Here is a 22,003-nt window from a genome sequence, read left to right on the forward strand (position 1 = left end):
AGGATTTTCCCGGTGGAAAAGCGCTGGCCGGCCAAAACACCCCCCCGCATGGGGCCATATGAACAGCCAGTCATTTTATTGCGACCAACCGTAGCAATCTTTCGACTGACAGCATCTTTCGTTCAGGTTGGAGCTTGGTCGGACCGTCTAACCCGTCGAGGCGTCGGCGTTAAAACCGTCGCCAAATGAAGGACACAAAAATGAAAACACTGACCCCCATTCGGTTCGCAACCTTTGCAGCTTTCGTAGCTGCACCCTTTGCCCTTTCCGCACCTGCCATGGCGCAGGAAACGACCGGGCCCGAAGTCTATGTCGGCGCGCAAGGCGGCTACCACGATCTGGGCGACAACCCATTCGGCAAGGATGGCAGCCCGATCTACGGCCTGTTCGCTGGCGTCGACGTTCCCGTCGGTCCCCTGGTCGCCGGTGTGGAAGGCAACTTCCACCTGGGCTCGGGCATCATCGACCGTGAATATGGCGCAACCGGCAAGATCGGCGTGCGCGTTGGCGACCGTGGCCAGATCTTCGCCCGCGGCGGCTACCAGTGGGTTGATGTCAACGTCCGCAAGGCGGTCGGCATCAACGCACCGGACAGCTTTGACGACACCAGCGGCGATTATCTCGTCGGCGTCGGCGCCCAGTACAAGATCGGCACCAACACCGCGCTGCGCGTCACGGCTGATACGCTCGGCTTCGACACCACCCGCGTGACCGGTGGCCTGGCGTTCAACTTCTGAACGATCCGTCGCCGAACATCATCGGCTGAGTAACATCGGCTGAAACAGAACCCCGCCTGCCGCCCTTCCCCAAGGCGGAAGGCGGGGTTTCCTTTATTCCGCAGCTTCCATCGCAAGCGAATCGCTGAGCGGATGGGCCAGCCGGGTGAGCATTTCCTTGGGGCACACCTGCCAGAACTGCGGCAGATAGCGATCCCAGTTGCGCAGGATTTCCTGTGCCCACTGGCTGTCGGTGCCGTCGATATGCGCCGCGATCAGCCCCTTGAGCCTGTCCTCCCAATGCGCGCTGTCGATCCGCTGCCAGACGATCGACTCGGGGTTGGCGTGGCCCGCGAAGCGATCATTCCGGTCGAGCACGAACGCCATGCCGCCGGTCATCCCTGCGCCGAAGTTGCTTCCCGTCTCGCCCAGAATCACCGCGGTGCCGCCGGTCATGTACTCGCAGCCATTGGCGCCGCAGCCCTCGACCACCACTTCGGCGCCCGAATTGCGCACCGCAAAGCGTTCGCCCGCCTGGCCCGCGGCGAACAGTTTGCCTGCGGTCGCGCCATAGAGCACGGTGTTGCCGATGATCGTGTTGGCGTGGCTGACCAGAGGCGAGCTCACCGTCGGCCGCACGATGATCGTGCCCCCCGACAGCCCCTTGCCGACATAATCGTTGGCATCGCCGAACACCTCGAGCGTGATCCCCTGGCACAGGAACGCGCCCAGCGACTGGCCGGCAGAGCCGCGCAGCCGGATGCGGACATGGCCCTCGTCGAGCGCCTTCATCCCATAAATCCGCGTAATCTCCGCCGACAACCGCGTGCCCACCGCGCGGTGCGTGTTGCGCACGTTGTAGGTCAGCTGCATCTTCTCGCGCCGGTCGAACACGGGCTTTGCATCCTTGATGATCAATGCATCGAGGCTGTCGGGCACCGCGTTGCGCCAGGTGTCGAGATTGAACCGGCGCTGGTCGCTGGCGACATCGACCTTGGCAAGGATCGGGTTGAGATCGAGATCGTCGAGATGCTCGGCGCCGCGGCTGACCTGGCGCAGCAGGTCGGTGCGGCCGATGATCTCGTCCAGGCTGCGGAAGCCCAGCCGCGCGAGAATCTCGCGGACTTCCTCGGCGATGAAGGTCATCAGGTTGATGACCTTTTCGGGCGTGCCGGTGAACTTGGCGCGCAGCCGCTCGTCCTGTACGCACACGCCCACCGGACAGGTGTTGCTATGGCACTGGCGCACCATAATGCAGCCCATCGCCACCAGCGACAACGTGCCGATGCCGAATTCCTCCGCGCCCAGGATCGCCGCGATCACGATATCGCGCCCGGTCTTGAGCCCGCCATCGGTGCGCAATTTGACCCGGTGGCGAAGCCCGTTGAGCGAGAGCACCTGATTGGCCTCGGAAAGCCCCATTTCCCATGGCGTTCCGGCATATTTGATGCTGGTCTGTGGGGACGCGCCGGTCCCGCCGACATTGCCCGCGATCAGGATCACGTCAGCATGCGCCTTGGCGACGCCTGCAGCGATGGTGCCGATTCCCGCCGCCGAAACCAGTTTGACGCAGACCCGCGCGTTGGGGTTGATCTGCTTCAAGTCATAGATCAGCTGCGCCAGATCCTCGATCGAATAGATGTCGTGGTGCGGCGGCGGGCTGATCAATGTCACCCCCGGCGTCGAATGGCGCAATTTGGCGATATATTCGGTGACCTTGAAGCCGGGCAACTGCCCGCCCTCGCCGGGCTTTGCCCCTTGCGCGACCTTGATCTCGATCTCCTCGCACGCGCCCAGATACTCTGCGGTGACGCCGAAGCGGCCCGATGCGATCTGCTTGATGCCCGAATTGGCGTTGTCGCCATTGTCGCGCGGCAGATAGCGTTCGGAATCCTCGCCGCCCTCGCCCGACACCGCCTTGGCGCCGATGCGGTTCATCGCGATCGCCAGCGTCTCGTGCGCCTCGGGCGACAGCGCTCCCAGCGACATGCCGGGCGTGACGAAGCGCTTGCGGATTTCGGTGATCGCCTCGACCTCGTCCAAGGGCACCGCCTTGGGCGCGTAATTGAACTCCATCAAATCGCGCAGATAGACCGGCGGCAGCTGGCGCACGCCTTCGGCGAACTGGAGGTATTGCGAGTAGCTGTCCTTGGCGACCGCGGTCTGCAGCAGGTGCATCAGCCCGGCGGAATAGGCATGCGCCTCGCCGCCATCGCGCTGCTTGTAGAAACCACCGATCGGCAGCCGCGCGACATTGCTGTCCCACGCCATGTCATGCCGCAGCTTGGCGTTGAGGTGCAGCGAGGCATAGCCTTCGCCCGAGATCTTCGACGGCATGCCCGGGAACAGGTCGTTGACCAGCGCCCGGCTCAGCCCCACAGCCTCGAAATTATAGCCGCCGCGATAGCTCGAGATCACCGCGATGCCCATCTTGGACATGATCTTGAGCAGCCCCTCGTTGATCGCCTTGCGGTAGTTGGCGATGCAGGTGTCGAGGCTAAGGTCGCCGCACAGGCCGCGCGCCTGGCGGTCGGCGATCGAGAGCTCGGCCAGCCAGGCGTTGACCGTGGTCGCACCTGCACCGATCAGCACCGCGAAATGGTGGGTGTCGAGGCACTCGGCCGAACGCACGTTGATCGACGAATAGGCACGCAGCCCCTTGCGCACGAGGTGCGTGTGCACCGCGGCGGCGGCCAGGATCATCGGCACGCCCATCTGGTCCTCGCCCGCGCTCTCGTCGGTCAGGAAGATTTCGGTGCAGCCCTCGCGCACCGCCTGCTCGGCTCGCTCACGAATCCGGGTGATCGCGGCGCGCAACTGCTCGAGCCCGCCATCGGCGGAAAACACGCAGTCGATCTCGGCGACGTTCGATCCGAAATCGGTCTTCAGCCGCAGCCAGTCGGCATTGGTCAGCACCGGGCTATCGAGCACCAGCACGCGTTCGTTCTGGCTGTCCTGTTCGAGGATGTTGGCGAGGTTCGAAAAGCGGGTCTTCAGGCTCATCACGTGCCGTTCGCGCAAGCTGTCGATCGGCGGGTTGGTGACCTGGCTGAAATTCTGGCGGAAGAACTGCGCGATCGGGCGCGGCTTGGCGCTGACCACCGCGAGCGGGGTGTCATCGCCCATCGATCCGATCGCCTCCTTGCCGTCCTCGGCCATCGGCGCGAGGATCGTCTCCATGTCCTCGATCGTCAGGCCGGCGGCGACCTGACGGCGGGTCAGCTCGGCGCGGGTCATGTCGGGCAGGCTGTCGGGGCCGGCGGGCGGCAGGTCGGAGAGCTGACGGAAGCCTTTGACCAGCTCGCCATAAGGCTGCTCGGCGGCGATCCGGTCCTTGATCGCGCGGTCGTGATAGAAGCGGCCCTCGTGCAGATCGACCGCGATCATCTGGCCGGGGCCCAGGCGCCCCTTTTCGACGATGGAGCTTTCGGGCAGCACCACCATTCCGGTTTCGGACCCGATCACCAGCAGGTTGTCGTTGGTGACGGAGTAGCGCAGCGGGCGCAGCGCGTTGCGGTCGACGCCTGCCACCGCCCAGCGGCCGTCGGTCATCGCGAGTGCCGCCGGCCCGTCCCATGGCTCCATGACGCTGGCCATATATTCGTACATCGCAAGATGCTCGGGCGGCAGCACCTGGTCGCCCTGCCAGGCCTCGGGCACGAGCATGATCTTGGCGGTCGGCGCCTCGCGGCCCGAACGGCAGATCGCCTCGAACACCGCATCGAGCGCAGCGGTATCGGACGCACCGGCGGGGATCACCGGCTTGATGTCCTCGCTGTTCTCGCCGAACGCCAGGCTTGCCATCTTGATCTCGTGGCTCTTCATCCAGTTCTTGTTGCCGCGGATGGTGTTGATCTCGCCATTGTGCGCGAGGCAGCGAAACGGCTGCGCCAGCCACCATTGCGGGAAGGTGTTGGTCGAATAGCGCTGGTGGAAGATCGCGATGCGGCTTTCGAAGCGCGGATCGGTCAAGTCGGGATAGAACACCGACAGGCTCTCGGCAAGGAACAGCCCCTTGTAGATGATCGACCGGCACGACAGCGAGCAGATATAGAAATCGTTGATCTGCGCGGCGATGACCTTGTTCTCGATACGCCTGCGGACGAGATAGAGCTGCTTTTCGAACTCGGCTACGTCCTGCACGTCGGGAAGCGGTCCGGCGATCATGATCTGCTCGATCTCGGGCCGGGTGCGCTGCGCCTTGTCGCCGATCACCGAGATGTCGACCGGCACCTGGCGCCAGCCATAGATGGTGTAACCCGCCTCGATGATCTCGCTCTCGACGATCGTGCGGCAGGTTTCCTGCGCCTGCAGATCGGTGCGCGGCAGGAAGATCATGCCGACGGCGAGCTTGTTGGGCAGCACCTTGTGGCCCGAATCGGCGATCGCATCGTCGAAGAAGCGCACTGGCAGATCGACATGCAGGCCCGCGCCATCGCCGGTCTTGCCATCGGCATCGACCGCGCCGCGGTGCCACACTGCCTTCAACGCATCGATCGCGCTCTCGACCACGCGGCGCGAGGCCTTGCCATCGGTCGCCGCGACCAGGCCGACACCGCAGGCATCGGATTCATAATCGGGCCGGTACATGCCCTCGCGGGCAAGGCGGAGGCGTTCGTTTTCCATATGGCTGTCAGTCATGGTTTTCATCCGCAAGCAGGTTGTGTTCGGCTATGTGCGCATCGACGCGGTCGATCATCGCGATAAGATCAGGCGAGAAGTGCCAGGCTTCGTTGATGCACGTTGTGAGTTCAGTGAGGGTCAGCGCGTAATCGTGCGCAAGCTCGTTGCGAACCCTGGTTATCTGGTGCCATTTCTCGACATCATCGATGATTCCGATTGCGTGCATCGAATCGATCAGTTGTCCAATGCCCCTGTTGCGAACCGAAACGCCGGTCACTGCGGCCACGGACCGAAACAGTCGCCGGACAATCTGGTCCTGTGTCATTTCGTACCGCTTGGCGAAGGCAGCCAGATGGGTCCGCATTTCAAGCGTATCTGCGGGGAGCGAATCCGAGGAAAGCGGAAACACCTGCGCGTGGTAGGCGACCTCCTCGGCAAAACGCTGCTGCCGTTGCCGCAATGCAGTCAGCGCATCTTCAAGTATCTCTTGCTCGGGCGTCACAGGACGATGCCATCGCGATAGGCTATGCGCTCGAACCCCCTGGCAGCGACACCCCGGCGAGACACCAGGACATCAATCTTGTCATAGGGCAATTTGGCCCACAACCTGCGTCGCAGATTGTGCAGCCTGTGCTGGGTATCGTCGGTCGCGTCGACCTCGACATGAAGGTCGAGATCGCCACCATCCAGTTCATCGAAACGACGGCTGCCGAACAAACGTACCACCGCACCGGGGCCGAACACCTCCTGTGCGGCAGACTTGATCGAGGCAATGTCGTCAGGTGACAGCCTCATGCCGCAACCTTGACCGCGCCCACCCGCGCCTTGGCCTTGAGATATTTGTGCATGTGCTCGGCGACGTCGCGGCCGTCGCGGATCGCCCAGACGACCAGCGAGGCACCGCGCACGATGTCGCCGGCGGCGAACACGCCATCGAGGCTGGTCATCATCGTCTGATGGTCGACCCGCAATGTGCCCCAGCGGTTGACCGAAAGCTCATCGCAACCGAACGCGCCTGGCAGATCCTCGGGATCGAAGCCCAAAGCCTTGATCACCAGATCGGCCGGGACCGAAAAATCGCTGTCGGGATCGGGCTCGGGCGTGCTGCGGCCCGAGGCATCGGGCGCACCCAGCCGCATCCGGCTGGCGCGCACGGCGCGCGCGTGCGGCGTCCCCTCGACTGCGACCGGGCCTGACAGCCAGACGAATTCGACGCCCTCTTCCTCGGCGTTGAGCACTTCGCGCTGCGATCCGGGCATGTTGATACGGTCGCGCCGATAGAGGCACTTGACCGACGCTGCGCCCTGGCGGATCGCGGTGCGCACGCAGTCCATCGCGGTATCACCGCCACCGATGACGACGACATTCTTGCCTTCGGCGTTGAGTGCGCCGCTGTCGAATTCAGGGACATCATCGCCAAAGCCCTTGCGGTTGGAGGCGATGAGAAAATCGAGCGCGGGCACCACGCCATCGGCACCGATGCCGGGAACCTTGATGTCGCGCGCCTTGTAGACGCCGGTGGCGATCAGGATCGCGTCGTGCTTGTCGCGCAGGTCTTCCATGCTGGCATCGCGGCCCACCTCGAACCCGGTGTGGAAGACGATCCCCGCTTGCTCCAGCCGGGCAACGCGGCGCATGACCACGTCCTTTTCCAGCTTGAAGCCGGGGATGCCATAGGTCAGCAGCCCGCCCGCGCGGTCGTAGCGGTCATAGACATGGACGTCATAGCCGCCCATGCGCAGATATTCCGCAGTGGTCAGCCCGGCGGGGCCCGCGCCGATGATGCCCACCGACTGGCCACGCGGCCGCCCGACCGCGACCGGCTCGACCCAGCCCTGCTCCCAGGCGGTGTCGGTGATGTATTTCTCCACCGAGCCGATGGTGACTGCGCCGTGGCCGGAAAATTCGATGACGCAATTGCCTTCGCAGAGGCGATCCTGCGGGCAGATGCGACCGCAGATCTCGGGCATCGTCGAGGTGAGGTTCGACATTTCGTACGCCTCGCGCAACCGCCCTTCCGCCGTCAGCCGCAGCCAGTCGGGGATGTGGTTGTGCAAGGGGCAGTGCGTCGAGCAATAGGGCACGCCGCATTGCGAGCATCGCGCGGACTGCTCCTGCGCGGCATGGCCATCGAACCGGTCGGAGATTTCGTCGAAATCCTCGGCGCGCGCATCGGCGGCGCGCTTGGGCGGATAGGACTGGCCCAGATCGACGAACTTCAGCATCGCGAGCTTTTCAGCCGCCATCGCTGCGCCATGCTCCGCGCCGTGCGGCTGCCCGTTTTCCGGTTGCTCTTCCATACCCTACCTGTCGCTGATGATCGTTCGGCGGCCAGGGTCTGCCCCCGCCGCGATTGCCGCAGCTTTAGGACATCGGCGGCACGAAGTCACGCACTTTTCAACCGATAGGTAAGCAATACTGTCTTTGTAGTTCGACCGGTTATTTAGGTAAAACCCGGAACAGCCGTTCGACAGGCGTTAAAGGTCCGATATGCGACTATCTGTTGCTGAGCCAGATCAGTGCCGCAGTCCCGGCGATGATCCTGTACCAGGCAAACGGCACGAAACCGTAGCGCATGATGACTTTCAGGAACACCTTCACCACCACCAGCGCGACAATGAACGACACGAAGAAACCGATCGCGATCGCCCCGAAATCATCGGGGGTAAGCAGTGCGCGGTTCTTGTAGAGCTGCAGCACGGTAGCCCCGGTCAGCGTCGGCAAGGCGAGGAAGAAGCTGAACTCTGCGGCGGTCTTGCGATCGACGCCCATCGCCATTGCACCCAGGATGGTCGAAGCCGAGCGACTGACGCCCGGGATCATGGCGAGGCACTGGACGATGCCGATGGCGATAGCGGTCTTGAACGGAACCCCGGCAACCCCGCCCGCATCGCTGGTCTTGGCGACCTTTTCCACGATCAGGATAACGATACCGCCGATGATCAGGGCCCAAGATACCACCACGGCGCTTTCCAGCAGCAATTCAATCTGGTCGCCAAAGGCCAGGCCCAGCACCACGGCGGGGAAGAACGCGATCAGCAGGTTGCGGGTGAAGGCGACGGCAGATGGCTGCCACGTCATCAGCCCTTTCAACACATCCATGAAGGTGCGCCAGTAAAGCACCACGATCGCGAGGATCGCCCCGGGCTGGATCGCGATGTTGAACACCGCCCAGGCCTGCGCATCGAAGCCGAGCAGTTCGGTAGCGAGGATGAGGTGTCCGGTGGAGGAGACCGGGAGAAATTCGGTCAGGCCCTCGACGATTCCCAGCAAAACGGGGATGAGATACAGTTCTATCATTCGGCTTTAAGAGCGGCGGCAGGGGGCCAAGTCAACCTTCTATCAGCCGCTCCCCTGGCCCTTCACCGCACAAGCCACGGGAATTGCGCCGGTCCACGATCAGGTGCTGACACCGGACATCCATTATGGCAGCATGACTGCCAATAGATAGAGCGCAGCAACGCCGCACGGACAGGATGGAGGATGAGGATGAAAGGGTATTGGAAAGCCGGACTGATCGCGCTCGCGCTGGGGGCGGGCAGTGCAGCGCAAGCGCAGCTGACCGATTCCGAGCGCGCTGCGGTGCTGGCGCGGCTACCGGCCGATGACGGCAGCGACCTCGCCGACGCCACACGCGGCAAGATCGCAGAGATCCCCGGCGGACTGATCCGCAGCGCGGACGGCAGCACGGTGTGGGATGCCAGCGCGTTCGACTTCCTCAAGGCCGAAACCGCGCCTGCCACCGTCCACCCTTCCCTTTGGCGTCACGCCCGGCTCAACCACATCCACGGCCTTTTCGAGATCGTCCCGGGCAAGATCTGGCAGGTGCGCGGTTATGACCTTGCGGTGATGACGATCATTTCCGGCAAGACCGGCTGGATCGTCGTCGATCCGCTGCTCACCGAAGAAGCCGCAGCCGCCGCGATGCAACTGGCCGAATCGAAGATCGGCAAGCGGCCCGTTTCCGCCGTGCTGTTCAGCCACAGCCATGCCGACCATTTCGGCGGTGTCGGCGGCATCATCTCCGCCGACGAGGTCAAGCGACGCAAGGTCCCCGTGGTCGCCCCGCACGGCTTTGCCGAGGAAGCGGTGAGCGAGAACGTGCTCGCAGGCAACGCGATGACCCGCCGCAGCGCGTACATGTTCGGCACCGCGCTTGCTCCCGGCGCCGAGGGGCGGGTCGACAACGGCCTGGGCACAGGTCTATCGATCGGCACGACCGGCTATCTCGCGCCCAACATGCTGATCGGGCCGGAAGGCGGGCTCAAGACCATCGATGGCGTTCGGTTCGATTTTCTCGATGCCGCAGGGACCGAAGCGCCCGCCGAGTTCCTGTTCTACCTGCCCGATTTCAAGGTGCTCCACACCACCGAGGTTGCGGTGAAGACGCTGCACAACATCCTGACGCTGCGCGGCGCGCAGGTGCGCGATGCGCTGCGCTGGTCGAAAGTCATCGATGCGGCGCTGGTCAGATGGGGGGACGAGGCGCAGGTGCAGATCGCCTCGCACAACTGGCCGACCTGGGGGCAGGCGCGGGTTGCGGCGTATCTCGAGAACCAGCGCGATGCGTATCGCTATGTCCATGACCGCACCCTGGGCCGCGCCAATGCGGGCATGACGCTGCACGAGGTCGCCGACGGCATCGCCGAGCCGTCAGCGCAGCGCCAGGCCTATGGCTCGCGCGGCTATTACGGCACGATCAACCACAACATGAAAGCGACCTATCAGCGTTATTACGGCTGGTGGGACGGGGTGCCCGCAAACTTCAACCCCCTGCCCCCGGTGACGGCGGGCAAGGGCTATGTCGCGCTGGCGGGCGGCGCCGATGCGCTGCTGGCGGCGGGCAGAAAGGCGCAAGCCGAGGGCAACCACCGCTGGGCCGCCGAACTGCTCAACCATCTGGTGTTCGCCGAACCCGCCAACGCCGCTGCCAAGGCGGCGCTCGCCGACAGCTACGAGGCACTGGGCTTTGCCGCCGAATCGGGGATCTGGCGCAATTATTACTTGGCGGGCGCCGCGACCTTGCGCGGGACCGAACTGCCGAGGCGCGGCGCGAGCACCCAGAGCCGCAGCTTCATCAGCGCGATCCCCACGGCAGAGTTCTTCGATGCGCTCGCCACCCGCTTTGCCGCCGAGCGATCGGGCGACATGCGGGCAAAGATCAACTTCATTCTGCCCGATACCAACGAGACTTTGGGCATCATGGTCAATGGCGATGTCGAGATCCCGCGCTATGGCGCAACGCTCGCCGATGCCAACGCGACCGTGACGCTCAACCGCAGCGACTTCGACGCGATCGTGCTGGGCGAGACCGATTTTCCGAAACTCATGCAATCGGGCGCGATGACAATCGACGGCGATTCAGGCCTGTTCCTGCGCTGGCTGATGCTGCACCCGCCATTCGACCCAGCCTTCGCGGTGGTGACGCCTTAGCAGCAAGCCCTCGCCCCTCGATGAGGGCGGCCACTCTTCGCCTCTCCCTTGATGGGAGAGGCGGCGAGACTTGGCAGCTTGCTGCATAGTCGCAGCGGTGAGGGTGATGGTGCGGCTGGGTGTTGCCTGTATGGCCGGACGAATCCTTCGCGCAATCCGGAGAGATCACCCCCACCCAACCCTCCCCCATCAAGGGGGAGGGCTATGGGTTCCCTACCGCTCGAATCTATCGATCACCCACGTTTCGGCCTGCGCAGCCTCGGCCCATTGCGTCATCCATTCGTGGCCCAGCACCGCCTCGCTATAGGCGCGCGCGAAGCCGGGGAGCGTAAACCCATAAGTTTCGAACCGGCTGACCACGGGGGCGAACATGATGTCGGCTGCGCCAAAGCTGCCGAACAGGAACGGCCCGCCGCGTCCCCAGCGCGCACGCGCCTCGGCCCAGAGCGAGAGGATGCGCATGACGTCCTGATGGGCTTCCGGGCTGACCGGCACTTCGCTATGCCGGGCGCGCATGTTCATCGTGAATTCGCGGCGCAGCGCCGCGTATCCGCTGTGCATCTCCGCCGCCATCGAGCGGGCGAGGCCGCAGGCGACCGGGTCCTTGGGCCAGAAGCGGTCGCGGTGGGTTTTGTCGGCGAGCCAGTCGATGATGGCGAGCGAATCCCAGACCACCGCCTCGCCGTCCCACAGCACCGGCACCTTGCCCGCCGACGGCTGGAATTCTTCGCGCTGGCGGGTCTGCGCCCAGGCGTCATCATACAAAGGCACGACGATCTCTTCGAACGGCACGCCCGATTGCTTGCACGCCAGCCAGCCGCGCAGCGACCAGCTCGAATAGTTCTTGTTGCCAATGTACAGTTTCATAAGTGCCCCTCGTGATCCTGTCGGATTTCAAGCTCGTTCTCCGGCGAAAGCCGGAGCCCAGGAGTCAGATAGCATCGACCTCGCGTCTGGATTCCGGCTTTTGCCGGAAAACGGCGGTGATGGCCGTGGTTATTCGCTGATCGAATCCATCACGAAGCCGCGCAGTTCGTCAATCCCCATGCGTTTTTCGGACGAGGTGATGATGACATCGGGGAAGGCAGCAGCGTGCTTGCGCGCTTCGGCGCGGGTGGCGTCGGCGACCTTCTCGAGCTCGCTCGCCTTGATCTTGTCTGCCTTGGTGAGCACCAGACGATAGCTGACCGCCGCCTCGTCGAGCATCTTCATGACGTCGAGATCGACCTCCTTCACGCCGTGACGGCTGTCGATCAGCACCAGGGTGCGCTTGAGCACCGCGCGGCCGCGCAGATAGTCGTTGATCAGGAACCGCCATTTCTTGACGACATCCTTGGGCGCCTTGGCATAACCATAGCCCGGCATATCGACCACGCGGAAGCGCACCGGATCGCCGACTTCGAAGAAGTTGAGCTCCTGCGTACGGCCCGGCGTCACCGAGGTGCGCGCGATCGCCCGCCGCCCGACAAGAGCGTTGAGCAGCGAGGACTTGCCGACGTTGGAGCGGCCCGCAAAGGCGATCTCGGGGACGCTGGGCGGCGGCAGGAATTCGAGTGCGGGCGCGGACTTGAGGAACGTCACCGAGCCCGAGAACAGCCGGTTGGCCTCCTGCAGCAACGGGTGGACGGCTGGCTGGGATTCGTCATCCATGATGGGGCGCTTCAATCTTGTTGCCGTTCTCCGGCGCAAGCCGGAGTCCAGGGGGGCTGGGCGCGATCTCGCCCTGGATTCCGGCTTTCGCCGGAAAACGGTTGAGGGCAGGGATGCCTGTCACGCTTTGCTCTTGTCCTTCTCGGCCTTGGCCGCCTTGGCCGCAGCCTCTTGCGCGGCCAGCTCCTTCAATTGCGGATGGCGGCTGTAGAGCCACTTCTGCTGCGCGATGGTGAGGATGTTCGACATCGCCCAGTACAGCTGAAGTCCTGCGGCAAACGGCGCCATCACGAACATCAGCACCCAGGGCATGATCGAGAAGACCTGCTGCTGGACCGGGTCCATCGGCGCGGGATTGAGCTTGAACTGCAGCCACATCGTGACGCCCAGGATGATCGGCAGAATACCGATCGCGATCATGCTCGGCGGATCGAACGGCAGGAGGCCGAACAGGTTGACCGGCGTCAGCGGATCGGGCGCAGACAGATCCTTGATCCACAGCACGAACGGCTGGTGGCGCATTTCGATCGCCAGCAGCAGCACCTTGTACAGCGCGAAGAACACCGGAATCTGCAGGAACATCGGCAGGCATCCGGCGAGCGGATTGACCTTTTCCTTGCGGTACAGCTCCATCATCTCGGTTTGCAGTTTTTGCTTATCGTCCTTGTAGCGTTCCTGCAGCGCCTTCATCTTGGGCTGCACCGCGCGCATCTGCGCCATCGACTTGAACTGCTTCTGGGCGATCGGGAACATCAGCCCGCGAATGATGATGGTCAGAAGGATGATCGCGACGCCGAAGTTGCCGACCTGGACGAACAGCCAGTTGAGCAGCTTGAAGATCGGCTTTTCGAACCAGATGAACCAGCCCCAGTCGACCGCGCGGTCGAGCAGCTTGATGTCCTTGGCATCGACATAATCGTCGAGAAGTTCGGTTTCCTTGGCGCCGGCAAACAGCATCGAGTTGGTCTCGATCATCCGTCCGGGCGCGACGACCTTGCTGTCGAACAGCAGCTCTGACTGATAGAGATTGTTGCCGAGCGCGCGGAAGTTGCCCGCCATCTGGCCGGTCGAACCGGGCGCGGGGATCAGCGCGGAGAGCCAGTAATGGTCGGTAAAGCCCAGCCAATCGATGCTGCCGCCATATTCGACCAGTTTCCTGGGGTTCTCGTCGAGATCGTCATAGTGCACGTCGAAATCGGCGACATCGTCGAACACGCCGAGCGGCCCGTTGCGCACCGTCCAGGTGCTGGGGTCGGCATTGGCGCTGGTGCGGTTGATCAGCCCCAAGGGCCGCACGATCGCGGGCGTGGCGCCCGAATTGATGAACCGCTGGGTGACGCTGATCAGGTAATTGGCGTCGATCGCGTACACGATCTCGAAACGCTGTCCGGCAGGGTTGGACCAGGTGAGCGTCACCGGAGTAGCGGGCGTCAGCCGGCCGCCGCTGGGGGTCCACACCGTTTGGCTGGTGGGCGTGACCACGCCCTCGCCGATCCAGCCGAACTGCGCGAAATACTGATCGGCGGTGCCGGCGGGCGAGAACAGGTGGACAAGGTCGCTGTCCTGGTCGAGCCGCTCGCGGTAATCCTTGAGCACGATGTCATCGAGGCGCGCGCCGGTGAGGTTGATCGATCCGCCAACCCGCGGCGCGTCGATGACGACGCGGGCGCTGTCGGCGAGCACGGCGGTGCGGCTGCGGATGATCTTGGAAGCGCTGGCGGTGTCGGGGACGGTGCCCGATACCGTGCCGGGGGCCGACGTATCCAGACCGGGGCGCGGCGCGGTCGCCACATCCTCGATGGTTGCCGGGCGCGCGGGATAGAAAACCTCCAGCGCATAGGGCCATCCGAACAGTATCAGGGCCATCAAGGTGATGGCCAGGATGACGTTACGCTGATTCTCCACGCTTCAAACCTCGTTCCGGTAATGCATTCGGGGGCGCCTTGTCTGCGCGTCAGGGCACCGGATCATGGCCGTGCCCGCCCCATGGGTGACAGCGCAATAGCCGCTTCATCGCCAGCCAGCCACCCTTAATCGCACCATGGCGATTCAGCGCCTGAATGGCGTATTCCGAGCAACTCGGGCTGTAGCGGCAGGCGGGCGGCAGAATGCGCGATGGCCCCAGTTGCCAGCCCCGCGCGATCCAGATGAGGACGTGCTTCATCGCTGGCGCTCACCGCCGCCGGGGCTTGCCGCGTGGCGGGCGGCGATCGGCCGAGGCCTTGCCATCGCGCACCCGATCGAGCGCGCGCACCAGATCGGCCTGCATCGCGGCAAAGTCTCGCGTCATCGCCTCGCCGCGACCGATCAGCACATGGTCGGCGCCGGGCAGGCCATGACGGGCCAGCACCTGGTGCACCAGCGCGCGAAAGCGGCGCTTGATGCGGTTGCGGACCACGGCGTTGCCGATCTTCTTGGTGACGGTGTAGCCGACGCGCTTTTGCGCGCTGTCGTCCGAACGTTGCTTGACCAGCAGCACGAACGCCGGGGTGCCGACCCGCAGCCCGCCATTGGCGGCGAGAAAGTCGGCGCGCTGACGCAGCACGACGGGCGCGCCGGAGGTATCCGGAGCGCCCGCAAGTGAAACTGGAATGGAAGGTGCAGCTAAAGCCGCGCCCGTATCAACGGGCGACGGTCGCTCCACAGCCGTGATCAGGCGCTCAGGCGCTTGCGGCCACGGGCGCGACGTGCACGCAGGATGGCACGACCACCGACGGTCGAAGTGCGCTGACGGAAGCCGTGACGACGCGCGCGCACAAGGTTGCTGGGCTGAAATGTGCGCTTCATGCGGCACTCCTGAAAAGTATTGGCCTGAAAAACCGTGTTGGTTGATGATTCGCCGCGAGCAGCAGCTTGCGCAGAGCCCGCGAAAGCAGGCCGCATACGGTCGAGGGCTGATAAAGTCAAGCGATCCACGCGCCGCACGCGCCATTTTGGGCGTTGCGACAGCGGCGCTTGTCAGCCCGCCGCTGCCTCGCACGCCTTGAGCACGCTCATCAGATTGCCGATCGGGCTGACATCGCGCAGCGCGCCGGCCAGCGCCAGGTTTCGTGCCGCCTCGTCTGCCAGACCGGCGGCCTGATACCGCTCCGGGCTCAGCCGTGCGGTCAGCCTGGTTTCCAGCGCCTGCAGCCGAGTCACAAAGGCCTCGCTCCCGGTATCGTCGAGGTCGCCCTGCGCCATGTCGGACAGGTATATCGTCAGCGCGAGACACTGCATGTCGCGCGCAAATGCATCGGCAGGCAGAGTTATCGTGCGCTTGGAACTGATCAGCGGATAGCGGCTGGCGCATTGCGGCAGCATCGCCGGCGCGTCGGTGGCCAACGTGTCGAGATTGGGCGGCGGCGCTGCGACCAGCTCCTCGACCTTGTCGACAAAGCCATCGGGCGCGTCAGCGGTCGCGGTCCGTGCTGCGTCGAACAGGAACCACATCGCCTCTGCCATCGGCTCGGCCTGCCCGCGCCCGGTCAGCACGGCGGAATAGAAGCACATGATCGCAGCGTCCTGCGAACTTTCGGGCAGTTGCGGCGCGGGTTGCGCATGCGCCCCGGGAAGTGCGGCAAGGGCCAGCGTCGCGCTTATCAGCGCAGCACCGGCCCTCGCCCGCAATCCTGAGGCGGGCCGGATCATGCAGCCAGTTTGCGCAGCACGTAATGCAGGATGCCGCCGTTCATGAAGTATTCGAGTTCATTGGCGGTATCGATGCGGCACAGCGCCTCGAAGTTGAAGGTGGTGCCATCGGCGCGGGTGACCTTGACGGTAACCTGCTGGCGCGGCTTGATGTCGGCCACGCCTTCGATGGTGAAGCTGTCGTCACCGGTCAGGCCCAAAGTCTCGCGGGTATCGTCGCCCTGGAACTGCAAAGGCAGCACGCCCATGCCGACGAGGTTCGAACGGTGGATACGCTCGAAGCTTTCGACGATCACCGCGCGGACGCCGAGCAGGTTGGTGCCCTTGGCCGCCCAGTCGCGCGACGATCCGGTGCCGTATTCCTTGCCCGCGATCACGACCAAAGGCGTGCCATCGGCCTTGTGACGCATCGCGACGTCATAGATCGGCATCACTTCCTGGCCGTAGCGGCTCATGCCGCCCTCGATGCCGGGGACCATTTCGTTGCGGATGCGGATGTTGGCGAAGGTACCGCGCATCATCACGTCATGATGGCCACGGCGCGCGCCATAGCTGTTGAAGTCGGCACGCGCGACCTGATGCTCCATCAGCCACTTGCCCGCAGGCGAATCCGCCTTGATCGACCCTGCGGGCGAAATGTGGTCGGTGGTGATCGAATCGCCAAGGATCGCCAGCGGCTTGGCCTCGATGATGTCGCTGACCGGCTCGGGGGTCATGCTCATGCCCTCGAAATACGGGGGGTTGGCGACGTACGTAGAGCCAGCGCGCCAGTTGTAGGTGTCCGAACCTTCGACGTTGATCGCCTGCCAATGCTCGTCGCCCAGATAAACGTTGGCATAGCGCGCCTGGAACATTTCGCGGTCCATGCAGGTCGCGATGGTGTCGGAGATTTCGAGGTTGGTCGGCCAGATGTCCTTGAGATAGACGTCGTGACCATCGGTCGCCTGGCCGATCGGGGTGGTGGTGAAGTCTTCGATCACCGTGCCCTTGAGCGCGTAAGCGACCACGAGCGGCGGCGAGGCGAGGAAGTTCGCGCGCACGTCGGGCGAGACGCGGCCTTCGAAGTTGCGGTTGCCCGAGATCACCGCAGCGGCGACCAGGCCGTTCTCGTTGATCGCCTTGCTGATCGGCTCGGCGAGTGGGCCCGAGTTGCCGATGCAGGTGGTGCAGCCATAGCCGACCAGGTTGAAGCCGATATTGTCGAGATGCGGCTGCAGCCCCGACTTGACGAAATAGTCGGTGACGACCTGCGATCCCGGTGCAAGCGAGGTTTTGACCCACGGCTTGGGCTTGAGGCCCAGTTCGTTCGCCTTCTTTGCGACCAGTCCTGCGGCGATCATCACGCTGGGGTTCGAGGTGTTGGTGCACGAGGTGATCGCAGCGATCATCACGTCGCCATCGCCGATGTCGTAATCCTTGCCATCGACCGCGACGCGCATGTTGGCGCGCTTGTAGGTGTCGGCCATGTCCTTGGCGAAGACATCGTCGACCTCGGTCAGGTCGACGCGATCCTGCGGGCGCTTGGGGCCGGCGAGCGAGGGGATGACGGTCGACAGGTCGAGCTCGAGCGTGCTGGTGAACACCGGGTCCACCGCGTCAGGCTCGATCCAGAAGCCCTGCTCCTTGGCATAGGCTTCGACCAGCGCGAGCAGGCTCTCGTCGCGACCGGTCAGGCGCATGTAGTCGAGCGTCTTGTCGTCGATGCCGAAGAAGCCGCAGGTCGCGCCATATTCGGGCGCCATGTTGGCGAGCGTCGCGCGGTCGGCGAGGCTCAGCGAGGCAAGGCCGGGGCCATAATATTCCACGAAACGTCCGACCACGCCGTGCTTGCGCAGCATGTTGGTGCAGGTCAGCACCAGATCGGTCGCGGTGACGCCTTCGTTCAGCGATCCGGTGAACTTGAAGCCGACGACCTCGGGGATCAGCATCGAGACCGGCTGGCCGAGCATCGCGGCTTCCGCCTCGATCCCGCCGACGCCCCAGCCGAGCACGCCCAGGCCGTTGATCATCGTGGTGTGGCTGTCGGTGCCGACGCAGGTATCGGGATAGGCCACGGTCGCGCCGCTCTCATCGGTGCTGGTCCACACCGCCTGCGCGATGTTCTCAAGGTTCACCTGGTGGCAGATGCCGGTGCCGGGAGGGACCGCCTTGAAGTTGTCGAGGCTCTTGGAGCCCCACTTGAGAAAGTCGTAGCGCTCGCCGTTGCGGTAATATTCGATCTCGACATTCTGTTCGAACGCGCGTGGGTGGCCGAATTCATCGACCATCACCGAGTGATCGATGACGAGGTGGACGGGGACCAAGGGATTGATCTTGGTGGTGTCACCGCCCAGCTTGGCGATCGCATCGCGCATCGCGGCGAGATCGACCACGCACGGCACGCCGGTGAAATCCTGCAGCAGCACGCGCGCAGGGCGGTACTGGATCTCGGCGCTGGAGACCGGGTTCTTCTGCCAGTCGACCACCGCCTGCGCATCGGCGACCGATACGGTGAAGCCGCCGTCTTCGAAGCGCAGCATGTTCTCGAGCAGCACCTTCATGCTGAACGGCAGCCGCGAGATATCGCCGAGCTTTTCGGCCGCCTTGGCGAGCGAATAATAAGCGATGGACTTGCCGCCCACCTCCATCGTCGCGCGGGTGCCGAGCGTGTCCTGTCCAACAGCGGTCATGGGAAGTCCCTTCCAAGAGTAATAATGTGTTCTAGCGCCGCAACGGCGCCCAAGTGTGTGACGGTTCGCACCAGAGGCCGGAATGGGGACGCGCGCGACCATTTTCTGCGCGAAACCGGCGGGCCGATACGTAAAACCGTTATGCCGCGGCAGGCCTTAGCGCAAGGGGGTGCGGGGGGAAAGGGGGTTGGACCGTTACGCCGCGCGCAATTGCGGAATTGCCTTCAACTGTTCGGCCAGTTCGCGCTCGGCCAGATGCAGGTCATAGGCCCGCTGCATGTTGAGCCAGCTTTCCGCGCTGCCGCCGAACATCTTGGCCAGCCGCAGTGCCATACTGGGTGTTACCGGCTGCCGCTCGTTGATGATGTCATAGAGCGTCTGACGCGAAATGCCGAGCAACCGCGCGATCTCGGTTTTGGACCGACCGACCGCCGGAATGACATCCTTGCGCAGCGTTTCGCCGGGGTGCACCGGGCGCAGGCCTTTGAGCAGGGGGTTACGCATCAGTGATAGTCCTCCAGATCGACATCGACCGCATTCTTCCCGTCCCAGCCAAAAGTGATGCGCCAGTTGCCCGAAGCATCGGCGGCAAACCGGCCCTTGTCCCTGCCCTTCAGTCCAAGAAACTGAAATCAGGTATCGTGCTCCCCCAATTTACCCATGTTATTTTGCACGGCGATTGAATCCCGCCCCCCGACAAGGTTTGCACTCAAACTAAACGAGAAAGCAACCACCCGCTTGATCCGCAGTTATGGAAAAACTTGATATGGTCCGTATGTCTGGATTTCCTGGATAGCCTTGAATGCCTTTATCTCCTTGATGGGGTCAAAATTATGTGCTAGGGCGAATTATGTAACCGTCAATGAGTGCGCCCAAATGGAACACACAGAATCGAAGCCAGTGAAAATCACACGCGGAAAAGGCCGCGGGAGCAACTTTTTTGTTCTGGGTCATTTGGCGTGGGAAAAGCTGTGGCAGATTGAATGTCGCAACAGGATGAACCTCATCACGGCATATTTGGTGTTGCTTGCTGGAACTGGCAGTGACCACCGGCTGACAAAGTGGTCCGCAAAGGCATGCGAAGATCACGCGGGGATGGGCAAGCCTCGGGCTAAGCTTGCTATAAGTGAATTGATTGAAGCGGGACTGGTCGAGAGAACCGCTGAATCGACACGGCTGTCACCTCAATATGTTTTGCCGCATGTGCCGGATGAGGAAAAGCCGATATTTCTGCCGGTTCAGCTTATCACTGGACTAGCCACTGAAACGTCGATTTTGCGTAGAGTCCGAGAAACGGGCGATGTGCAAATGCTGCGTATGTTGATTGAGCTTTATGGGCTTGTAGACATTGATGTTTCATATGGGATTCCGCTTGGCAGTCTTCGGCAGATTGTGTCTGGCGGGAGTGCGGCTCAAAAGATTTCCGAGGTTGGCACCCACGTTTTGTGGGCATTGAGCATTGGCTCAACAATGCAAGCGGCGGGAGAATGGACAGCAAAATATCGCATTAAGACTTCTAACCCGGAGGAGGCTTGGGAGCCGTTTTGGAATAGCATTAAGACACTTCAAAAGATTGGTGCTTTAGTTTTCGAACCTTGGGTCTGTAACAGTGATGAGGAGGATGCCGAGCCATTGTTCCCCGTTGACCCCGGGACGCTGTATTCGTCTGCCTATCAAGGGGATAGTGAGACAGAGCTAACCCGTCTCATCAGCGAGACTGCGTATCGTCTGGCAGAGGACCGAGAGTATATTCTCGAGCGTTATCCGCACGATATTATCCTCCCATTGCCCTTGCATTATCGCGCTCCAGCCATCCAAGGCGTTGCTAAACTAAGAGTGGAGGCTGACACGCCAGGCCGCAGAATGGCCTTCGCTATGCGGAAAAGCCGGGTGGGCCAATATTTGAAAGCTTACGAGCGTTTGCGAGATGAGATTATGGGCGGACGGTTGGACACCCCACTCCGCATTTCAGCGAACAGAGAGGCGGTATAATGTACGTGGGGGCAGAAGCTTTATTCGGTATCGCCGCAATAATTTCGGCCTCAGGCTGGTTTGTCTGGTCGTGGAGGCGTGATCCAAAAGGCGGTCGGGAAAAAGACGGAAGTGAGAGGTTCTTGGATCAATCCGAAAGGCAGAAAATTCGCCATTGGGAACCTTAGCGTGAAAAATCGATCATTTATCCAGGAATGATACGGCAACCGACAGAGATAGAATGGAGGGGGGTTGCGCAAGGCTACCCCCAGACACTGCAAGGCGCATCTTTGGCTGTTGGGTACAGAAACAGAGGCTCGAGGCAAGCAAGGCAAAATTTGTAGAAACTACCCCCCAGTCCCCCCCACCGTCAGCCCACTCACCAGCAGCGTCGGCTGGCCCACGCCTGCGGGCACGCCCTGGCCGCCCTTGCCGCACATGCCGACGCCTTCATCGAGCGCGAAATCGTTGCCGATGCCCATCACCTTGGTGAGCACGGTGGGGCCGTCGCCGATCAGCGTGGCGCCCTTGATCGGGGCGCCGAGCTTGCCGTTTTCGACGCGATAGGCCTCGGTGCACGAGAAGACGAACTTGCCCGGGACGATATCGACCTGGCCGCCGCCGGACCATTAGCATATGTGTCATTGACACATATGCTAATGGCACATAACCTGTACCGGTGACCACTCTTCAAACCATCATCGAACTTCCCGAGTTCATCCGGCGTGCCAAAGCGATCATGAGTGATGCGGAGCGCATCGCGCTGGTGGACTATGTCGCTGCCCATCCTGAAGCGGGAGTCTCGCTGGGCGGTGGGCTGCGCAAGGTTCGTATCCCGCGCGAGGGTGGCGGGAAGAGCGGTGGTTATCGGACGATCTATGTGTTCGGTGGCACTGCGATGCCGATCTTCCTGGTCACCGTGTTCGCCAAGAACGAGAAAGACAATCTGACCAAAGCCGAGCAGGCTGCCGCCGTGGACCTCGCAAAGACTTTGGTTGCAACTTATGGAGACCGCCGATGAGCGCGTATGACAGCATCATGCAGGGACTTAACGAGGCCATCACCCATGCGCAGGGCAAGGACGTTGGTGCACAGGTTCATCAGATCGTGGTGCCCATGGTCGATGTCGCTGCGATCCGTGCCAGCACCGGGCTGTCGCAAAGCGCGTTTGCGCGCTCCATCGGCGTGGCCAAGGGGACGTTGCTCAACTGGGAGCATGGACGCAGGCAGCCGACCGGTCCCGCGCAGGTGTTGCTCGCGATGATCGCAAAAAAGCCCTCGCTGGTGCGCGAGCTGCTGCAATAGGCTGGA

19 protein-coding genes and 1 pseudogene are annotated in these 22,003 nt (G+C 63.0%); 5 read left to right on the plus strand and 15 right to left on the minus strand.

Translation table 11 applies throughout. The features are described 5' to 3' along the window. Positions 1–200 precede the first annotated feature (200 nt). Entirely contained in the window at positions 201–737 is a 537-nt protein-coding gene (locus tag ACK4R0_RS09740; protein ID WP_409673689.1) for an outer membrane protein, read from the plus strand. 93 nt (positions 738–830) lie between these two features. Here ACK4R0_RS09740 and gltB read toward each other — a convergent pair whose 3' ends face one another. From gltB to ACK4R0_RS09765, 5 genes are all read right to left on the minus strand, one after another. Then, on the minus strand, positions 831–5,357 hold the full coding sequence (gene gltB, locus ACK4R0_RS09745) for a glutamate synthase large subunit (protein ID WP_409673691.1): 4,527 nt from the start codon (positions 5,355–5,357) through the stop codon (positions 831–833). After that, positions 5,350–5,841, minus strand: coding sequence for a hypothetical protein (locus ACK4R0_RS09750; RefSeq protein WP_409673693.1), 492 nt, complete (start codon positions 5,839–5,841; stop codon positions 5,350–5,352). Before ACK4R0_RS09750 ends, gltB begins: the two co-directional genes overlap by 8 nt. After that, positions 5,838–6,134, minus strand: coding sequence for a hypothetical protein (locus ACK4R0_RS09755; RefSeq protein ID WP_409673695.1), 297 nt, complete (start codon positions 6,132–6,134; stop codon positions 5,838–5,840). The genes ACK4R0_RS09750 and ACK4R0_RS09755 overlap by 4 nt, the downstream gene beginning before the upstream one ends. After that, the gene (locus ACK4R0_RS09760) at positions 6,131–7,564 is read right to left on the minus strand and encodes an NAD(P)-dependent oxidoreductase (protein ID WP_409673848.1); all 1,434 of its coding nucleotides are present in this window, start codon (positions 7,562–7,564) and stop codon (positions 6,131–6,133) included. Before ACK4R0_RS09760 ends, ACK4R0_RS09755 begins: the two co-directional genes overlap by 4 nt. A 271-nt stretch (positions 7,565–7,835) precedes the next feature. Then, entirely contained in the window at positions 7,836–8,639 is an 804-nt protein-coding gene (locus ACK4R0_RS09765) for an undecaprenyl-diphosphate phosphatase (protein WP_409673697.1), read from the minus strand. Positions 8,640–8,828: 189 nt separating this feature from the next. Between ACK4R0_RS09765 and ACK4R0_RS09770 the strand changes: the two genes are divergently transcribed. Then, a complete protein-coding gene (locus ACK4R0_RS09770) occupies positions 8,829–10,772 on the plus strand; it encodes an alkyl/aryl-sulfatase (protein WP_409673699.1) in 1,944 nt (647 codons plus the stop codon). Positions 10,773–10,985: 213 nt separating this feature from the next. Here the strand turns inward: ACK4R0_RS09770 and ACK4R0_RS09775 are convergent, their stop codons facing one another. The 9 genes from ACK4R0_RS09775 to ACK4R0_RS09815 all read right to left on the minus strand — a co-directional run bounded on the left by ACK4R0_RS09775 (position 10,986) and on the right by ACK4R0_RS09815 (position 19,225). Next, the gene (locus ACK4R0_RS09775; protein WP_409673701.1) at positions 10,986–11,639 is read right to left on the minus strand and encodes a glutathione S-transferase family protein; all 654 of its coding nucleotides are present in this window, start codon (positions 11,637–11,639) and stop codon (positions 10,986–10,988) included. Between the two features lie 129 nt (positions 11,640–11,768). Next, positions 11,769–12,422 (minus strand): ribosome biogenesis GTP-binding protein YihA/YsxC, encoded by a 654-nt coding sequence (gene yihA, locus ACK4R0_RS09780; RefSeq protein WP_409673703.1) that lies wholly within the window; start codon positions 12,420–12,422, stop codon positions 11,769–11,771. A gap of 120 nt (positions 12,423–12,542) precedes the next feature. Continuing rightward, on the minus strand, positions 12,543–14,327 hold the full coding sequence (yidC, locus tag ACK4R0_RS09785) for a membrane protein insertase YidC (RefSeq protein ID WP_409673705.1): 1,785 nt from the start codon (positions 14,325–14,327) through the stop codon (positions 12,543–12,545). 49 nt (positions 14,328–14,376) lie between these two features. Continuing rightward, the gene (gene yidD / locus ACK4R0_RS09790; RefSeq protein WP_409673707.1) at positions 14,377–14,586 is read right to left on the minus strand and encodes a membrane protein insertion efficiency factor YidD; all 210 of its coding nucleotides are present in this window, start codon (positions 14,584–14,586) and stop codon (positions 14,377–14,379) included. Between the two features lie 9 nt (positions 14,587–14,595). Next, positions 14,596–14,967, minus strand: coding sequence for a ribonuclease P protein component (rnpA, locus tag ACK4R0_RS09795; RefSeq protein WP_409673709.1), 372 nt, complete (start codon positions 14,965–14,967; stop codon positions 14,596–14,598). A gap of 107 nt (positions 14,968–15,074) precedes the next feature. Further along, on the minus strand, positions 15,075–15,209 hold the full coding sequence (gene rpmH, locus ACK4R0_RS09800; RefSeq protein WP_188512807.1) for a 50S ribosomal protein L34: 135 nt from the start codon (positions 15,207–15,209) through the stop codon (positions 15,075–15,077). A 171-nt stretch (positions 15,210–15,380) separates the two neighbouring features. Continuing rightward, positions 15,381–16,052 (minus strand): hypothetical protein, encoded by a 672-nt coding sequence (locus tag ACK4R0_RS09805; RefSeq protein ID WP_409673711.1) that lies wholly within the window; start codon positions 16,050–16,052, stop codon positions 15,381–15,383. Continuing rightward, positions 16,049–18,721, minus strand: coding sequence for an aconitate hydratase AcnA (acnA, locus tag ACK4R0_RS09810; protein WP_409673714.1), 2,673 nt, complete (start codon positions 18,719–18,721; stop codon positions 16,049–16,051). The genes ACK4R0_RS09805 and acnA overlap by 4 nt, the downstream gene beginning before the upstream one ends. Positions 18,722–18,916: 195 nt before the next feature. After that, positions 18,917–19,225 (minus strand): HigA family addiction module antitoxin, encoded by a 309-nt coding sequence (locus ACK4R0_RS09815; RefSeq protein ID WP_409673716.1) that lies wholly within the window; start codon positions 19,223–19,225, stop codon positions 18,917–18,919. Between the two features lie 294 nt (positions 19,226–19,519). On the opposite strand from ACK4R0_RS09815, the gene ACK4R0_RS09820 reads away from it, so the two are divergent. Then, positions 19,520–20,713, plus strand: coding sequence for a hypothetical protein (locus ACK4R0_RS09820; protein ID WP_409673718.1), 1,194 nt, complete (start codon positions 19,520–19,522; stop codon positions 20,711–20,713). Between the two features lie 326 nt (positions 20,714–21,039). On the opposite strand, the pseudogene ACK4R0_RS09825 reads toward ACK4R0_RS09820, so the two are convergent. Next, positions 21,040–21,315 (minus strand): annotated as a pseudogene (locus ACK4R0_RS09825) (metallopeptidase TldD-related protein); the annotation flags it as partial. 56 nt (positions 21,316–21,371) lie between these two features. On the opposite strand from ACK4R0_RS09825, the gene ACK4R0_RS09830 reads away from it, so the two are divergent. Both ACK4R0_RS09830 and ACK4R0_RS09835 read left to right on the plus strand, forming a co-directional pair. Continuing rightward, positions 21,372–21,713: a type II toxin-antitoxin system RelE/ParE family toxin gene (locus ACK4R0_RS09830; protein WP_409673719.1), complete on the plus strand. Its 342-nt coding sequence runs from the start codon at positions 21,372–21,374 to the stop codon at positions 21,711–21,713. Beyond that, positions 21,710–21,997: a helix-turn-helix domain-containing protein gene (locus tag ACK4R0_RS09835; protein WP_409673721.1), complete on the plus strand. Its 288-nt coding sequence runs from the start codon at positions 21,710–21,712 to the stop codon at positions 21,995–21,997. Before ACK4R0_RS09830 ends, ACK4R0_RS09835 begins: the two co-directional genes overlap by 4 nt. The last annotated feature ends 6 nt before the right edge of the window (positions 21,998–22,003 follow it).

It is taken from the genome of Blastomonas sp. (genome assembly GCF_046294995.1).
Taxonomy (GTDB): domain Bacteria; phylum Pseudomonadota; class Alphaproteobacteria; order Sphingomonadales; family Sphingomonadaceae; genus Blastomonas.